Source organism: Rhodoferax sp. (assembly GCF_037143375.1).
GTDB lineage: Bacteria > Pseudomonadota > Gammaproteobacteria > Burkholderiales > Burkholderiaceae_C > Rhodoferax.
The window spans coordinates 1-3,286 of record NZ_JBAWYV010000246.1; the positions used below are offsets into that span (position 1 = coordinate 1).

Annotated in this window: 5 protein-coding genes; all 5 read right to left on the reverse strand. The window is 60.4% G+C overall.

Annotated features, from left to right (window positions below; translation table 11 throughout):
- Nucleotides 1–157: 157 nt before the first annotated feature.
- The gene (gene paaE, locus WCG50_RS18450; protein ID WP_336901060.1) at nucleotides 158–1,261 is read right to left on the reverse strand and encodes a 1,2-phenylacetyl-CoA epoxidase subunit PaaE; all 1,104 of its coding nucleotides are present in this window, start codon (nucleotides 1,259–1,261) and stop codon (nucleotides 158–160) included.
- A gap of 19 nt (nucleotides 1,262–1,280) precedes the next feature.
- Complete coding sequence (gene paaD, locus WCG50_RS18455; protein ID WP_336901061.1) at nucleotides 1,281–1,844, reverse strand: 1,2-phenylacetyl-CoA epoxidase subunit PaaD; 564 nt, start codon at nucleotides 1,842–1,844, stop codon at nucleotides 1,281–1,283.
- Nucleotides 1,845–1,849: 5 nt separating this feature from the next.
- Nucleotides 1,850–2,635, reverse strand: coding sequence for a 1,2-phenylacetyl-CoA epoxidase subunit PaaC (paaC, locus tag WCG50_RS18460; protein WP_336901062.1), 786 nt, complete (start codon nucleotides 2,633–2,635; stop codon nucleotides 1,850–1,852).
- Nucleotides 2,635–2,931, reverse strand: coding sequence for a 1,2-phenylacetyl-CoA epoxidase subunit PaaB (paaB, locus tag WCG50_RS18465; RefSeq protein ID WP_336901063.1), 297 nt, complete (start codon nucleotides 2,929–2,931; stop codon nucleotides 2,635–2,637). Before paaB ends, paaC begins: the two co-directional genes overlap by 1 nt.
- On the reverse strand, nucleotides 2,928–3,286 hold a 359-nt coding region (locus WCG50_RS18470), incomplete at its 5' end, for a Phenylacetic acid catabolic protein (RefSeq protein ID WP_336901064.1). The genes WCG50_RS18470 and paaB, both read right to left, overlap by 4 nt.

Below are 3,286 nucleotides of genomic sequence, written 5' to 3' on the forward strand. Positions count from 1 at the left end.
ACGAGTCCGTCGAAATCGCTGCGGGTTACCAAGCGAAATTTGCTTTGGCTCATGGTTTTCCTTTGTGTTGGAACTCAAAAAAAATAGCCTGCAGTGCCAGACTGCAGACTATTTCATCCTAACGCAAAAAACCCGCCGGGTAACTGATCAAACGCTGTTAACGCTCGTCAAAACTCACGGTCACGCTTTCGCTGGTGGGGCGTGACTGGCAACTCAGCACAAAGCCCTTGTCGGTCTCCCAGGCTTCCAGACCAAAGTTTTTATCCATCGCCACGCTGCCGGTGATGACCTTGCAGCGGCATGTGGCGCAGACGCCGCCCTTGCAGGAAAACGGCAGGTCCAGGCCAGCCGCCATCGCCGCGTCCAGCACATGCTCATCGGGGTTCATGTGCAGCGCATGGGATTTACCATCCAGCACCACCGTCAGGGCCACCTTGCCGCCGACCGGCAGATTGAGATTGGCCACGACGGCTTGGCGCGCCTCGGGGCTCAAGGTTTCCAGCGTGGGCGAGGTGAAGCGCTCGGTGTGCACCTGCTTGGCAGGCACCCCGGCGTCCAGCAAAGCTTTTTCCGTGGTTTCGATCATGACCTCGGGGCCACAAATGAACACCTCGTCCATGCTGCCGACCGGCAACAAGGCGGCAATGATGGCGCGCACTTTGTCGCCATCGATGCGGCCTTGCAGCAGATCGGATTCCTGCGCCTGGCGCGAGAGGATGTGGATCAGCGTGAGGCGGCCGGGGTAGCGGTCTTTCAGGTCTTGCAGCGACTCATTGAACATCACACTCGCCATGCTGCGGTTGCCGTAAACCAGCGTGAACTTGGACTCTGGCTGTTCTTCCAGTGTGGTGGCCATGATCGACAAAATGGGCGTGATGCCGGAACCGGCCGCAAAACCGACGCGGTGCAAGGCACGGGGGCGCTTGGAGACAAAGCGGCCATCCGGCGGCATCACCGCCAGGGAGTCACCGGCTTTGAGCTGGGTTGCCGCCCAGTTGGAGAACACACCGCCCGCCATCGGACGGATGCCGACCTCCAACTCATGCTGGTTGGCGAGTTGGCTGCGGGTGCTGCAAATGGAATAACTGCGCCGCACGTCGGCACCGTTGATGGTGCTGCGCAGCGTCAGGTACTGGCCGGGCTGAAAGGCAAAAGTTTCCCGCAAATTAGGCGGAATCGTGAACGTGATGGCGACCGACCCGGCCGCCTCCGGGCTGACGCGGGCGACGCTGAGGTCGTGAAAACGGGGAAGTGTTGACATGGTGGGGACGCCTGAGCGCTCAATAAGGTTTGAAGTAATCAAACGGTTCCATGCATGCAAGGCAGCGGTACAGCGCCTTGCAAGCCGTGGAACCAAAATGCGAGGTTTCGGTCGTGTTTTCAGAGCCACATTGAGGGCAAGCCACCGCAGGCTCTGCGTTGGCAGCTATTTTTCTAATAGCAAACTGAATCACATTGCTACCCTGACTGGCACAACGGGTCGCCATCGGTGGCGCGATGCCGTAGGCCCGCAACTTGACACGCGCCTCGGGGGTCATCCAGTCGGTGGACCAGGCCGGAGCCAACTGGGTGACGACGCGCCCCGCCACGCCAGCCTGCGCCAGCGCCGCGATCACGTCGTCTTCCATTTGGCCCATGGCCGGGCAGCCGCTGTAGGTGGGGGTTATGACCACCTCCAGACCGCTAGCCCCCTCACGGACCGCCCGCAGGATGCCCATTTCACGCAGCGACACCACCGGAATTTCCGGATCAGTCACGGACTCCAGCAGCGTCCAGACCGCGTGGTACGGGTCTGAAGCCTGCTTTTCGGCAATAGGGCCATCCGGCAAGGTGACTGCGTTCATGGAAATCACCAAACGGCTTCAGGGTGAGCGCGGGCCAGGCTTTGCATTTCAGCCAACACAAAACCCAAGTGCTCGGAATGCCCGCAGGTCTTGCCGGTGGAAACATAGCCATCAGCCGAGGAGCGCTTCAAGGTCGCCTGCGCCAGCGTGTCGTTAACAACGTCATTCCAGGCCGCCTGCAAACTGCTCGTGGCAACACCCACGCCGGCCTCAATTGCTGCATTTTCCATAGCGCTAGAGGTCCAGAATTCCTGGGTATAAGGCATCAAATGGTCTAAAGCGGCTTGCATACGGGCATGCGACTCCTCGGTGCCGTCACCCAGACGCAGCAACCAGTCACGCGCATGGCGCAGGTGGTATTGCGTTTCCTTGAGCGACTTGGCTGCAATCGCGGCCAGTTGCTCATCCTTGGAGGACTTGAGCGCATCCCACGCCAACACCATCAGGGCGCTGAAGAGGAAGTTGCGCGCAATCGTCACCGCATAGTCGCGGTTGCCCGCAGCAGTGGGGGCCAGCGCCGTGCTGTGCGGCAACTCCAGCAGCGTGTAATTGCGGAAATCCGGCACATCGCGAAAGTACGCCAGCAGGTCTTCGGTGGTGCGGCCGTCTTTGCGCAGGGCTGCCACGTGCTGGTACAGCAAGCGGGCCTGACCAATCAGGTCCAGGCTGTTGTTGGCCAGGGCCAGGTCTTCTTCAAGAATCGGGCCGTGGCCACACCATTCGGCGTTGCGCTGCCCGAGGATCAGGGCGTTGTCGGCCAGATGCAGCAGGTAGTCGGAATAGGCGGCCATTACATGTGCCCCACTTCGTCAGGGATTTCATAGAAGGTGGGGTGACGGTAAATCTTGTCGGCTGCGGGCTCGAACATCGAGTCTTTGTCATCCGGTGCGCTGGCGGTGATGCTGGCCGAAGGCAGCACCCAGATGCTCACGCCTTCCTGGCGACGGGTGTAAACATCACGCGCCATTTGCAGCGCTTGCTGGGCATCGGCGGCGTGCAGGCTGCCGCAATGCTTGTGCTCCAGGCCCTGTTTGCTACGGACGAAAATTTCCCAGAGGGGCCATTCTTTCAATGCGGGTGTGTTCATGCTGTCTCCTTGTTGGCTAATGTTTGTTGTTTGCGGGCATACGCCAATGCGGCATCGCGCACCCACTGGCCATCGTTGTGGGCCTTGACCCGGGTCGCCAGGCGCTCTTTGTTGCAGGGGCCGTTGCCGTTGACGGTGGACCAAAACTCGGCCCAGTCAATTTGTCCGTAGTCGTGGTGCTGACGTTCCTCATTCCATTTCAGATCAGGATCAGGCAAGGTGATGCCCAACACTTTGGCTTGCGGCACCGTGGCGTCGATGAACTTTTGACGCAGGTCGTCGTTGGAGATGCGCTTGATGCCCCAGCGCATGGCTTGCACGCTGTGCGGGCTGTCGGCGTCGGGCGGGCCGAACA